General features: G+C 62.5%; 3 protein-coding genes. 2 read left to right on the plus strand and 1 reads right to left on the minus strand.

What is annotated here, in order from left to right:
• Together FJ980_RS30520 and FJ980_RS30525 are read left to right on the plus strand one after the other, a co-directional pair.
• The coding region (locus FJ980_RS30520) for an SDR family oxidoreductase (protein WP_140547300.1) at positions 1-232 on the plus strand (232 nt) is incomplete at its 5' end.
• Between the two features lie 6 nt (positions 233-238).
• Entirely contained in the window at positions 239-1,348 is a 1,110-nt protein-coding gene (locus FJ980_RS30525; protein ID WP_140547301.1) for a mannonate dehydratase, read from the plus strand.
• A 93-nt stretch (positions 1,349-1,441) separates the two neighbouring features.
• On the opposite strand, the gene FJ980_RS30530 is transcribed toward FJ980_RS30525, so the two are convergent.
• A partial coding sequence (locus FJ980_RS30530; RefSeq protein ID WP_140547302.1) for a DUF1236 domain-containing protein occupies positions 1,442-1,786 on the minus strand: 345 nt, incomplete at its 5' end.

A 1,786-nucleotide genomic window follows, 5' to 3' on the forward strand; every position in this document is an offset into this window, starting at 1 on the left:
CTCGATCCGCACGCCAATCCTCGAGAAGGCGGCGCGTGGCGACAATGGCAGCGACGCCGATGTCGAAGAAGCCTACAGGCGCTTCGGCGCCGCCCATCCGCTCGGCCGTATCGGCGAGCCGGAGGAAGTGGCGGAACTCATCGCTTTCCTGTGTTCATCGAAAGCCGGCTTCTGCACCGGCGCTGACTACAAGATCGATGGCGGCCTCACCGCTGGCATCGGCGTCAAGTAGGGCGACATGAAGATCGGACTTGGCCTCTATCGCGATTCGCTGACGCCGGAGAATTTCCGTTTTGCCCGGCAGGCCGGCGCAACGCATGTCGTTGCGCATCTCACCAACTATTTTCGCGGTCGCGATCCCTCGCTGTCGGCCGGCACCGAAACGGATGGCTGGGGCGATTGTTCGACGGATGGATTGTGGAGCTACGAGGATTTCACCGGACTGGTGAAAACCGTACGCGACAACGGCCTGGAGATCGCCGGCATCGAAAACCTGTCGCCGCGCTTCTGGTCCGACGTGCTGCTCGGCGGCCCCGACCGGGCGAGGCAGCTCGAAGGACTCAAGCGGCTGGTGCGTGACGCCGGCCGGGCCGGCATTCCCTGCATAGGCTACAACTTCTCGATCGCGGGCGTGTGGGGCTGGCAGCGCGGGCCATTCGCGCGCGGCGACGCCATGTCCGTGGGGCTCGATTTGTCCGACATCGATCCCGACCTGCCGCTGCCCGACGGAGTGGTCTGGAATATGCGCTACCGGCCTGGCCGAGCCGGCGCCGCGCCTGTCAGGGTCTCGCAAGAAGAACTGTGGGAACGGCTTGGTGTCTTCCTGCGCGAAATCGTACCGGTGGCCGAAGAGGCCGGCGTCGTGATGGCTGCGCATCCGGACGATCCACCCGCCGAGGCGCTGCGCGGCACGGCGCGCCTCGTCAACCGGCCGCAGAAATATGACCGGCTGATGGATATCGTCGACTCGCCCGCCAACGGGCTGGAGCTCTGCCTCGGCTCGCTGCAGGAGATGCCGCAGACCGGGGAGATCTACAGTCATGTGCGCCGTTTCGCGCGGCGTGGCCGCATCGGCTATATCCATTTCCGCAATGTGCGGGGCAAAGTGCCGAAATATCACGAAACCTTCGTCGACGACGGCGACATCGACATGGCCGAGATCGTGCGCATTCTGCGCGACGAGAATTATCAAGGCGTCATGATACCCGATCACACGCCTGAGATGGCCTGCGACGCGCCATGGCACGCCGGCAAGGCCTTCGCATTGGGCTACATGCGCGCACTGGTGCAGAACGCCGACGCGCTAGGCCCGGTACGAAGCCGGGCACCCGACATGGCAGCGGAGTGAATAGGGGACGCACGACTGACATTTTTCGAGCCCGAAGGCGCCGCAAAAGCCCGCTTCCGATGGAGAGCGGGCTTTTGTTAGTCGGCTCGGTTCCTAACTCAGGATAGCGACAATCTCATATGAGTTCGGATCGACAATAACAATCCTGCCATCGGCCAGGAGGAAATATTCATAGCTCTCATAGGCAGGAACGATTTCGACGATCCGGTGCGGAAGTCGATGCAGCCGCACCTTCTGCTTCGGCACTTTCACGCCGACCGAAATGTCCACGTCGAGATTCGAGACCGGTTCCACCTTCGTCTCGCGGATGACGTTGGTGATTTCGGTCTTCTGCTCGACGGATATATTGTTGATTGAAGCGGTTGAACTCTGGTCGGTAGTCGTACCGGCCTTGCCCTGCGCTTGCTGATCGGTAGTCGTACCGGCCTTGCCCTGCGC

Origin of the sequence: Mesorhizobium sp. B1-1-5 (assembly GCF_006443065.1) — a bacterium.
Classification (GTDB): domain Bacteria; phylum Pseudomonadota; class Alphaproteobacteria; order Rhizobiales; family Rhizobiaceae; genus Mesorhizobium.

What these genes read in the sequence shown, in the direction of transcription:
- FJ980_RS30525 (WP_140547301.1), top strand. Translation starts at nt 239, where the DNA reads ATGAAGATCGGACTTGGCCTCTATCGCGATTCGCTGACGCCGGAGAAT.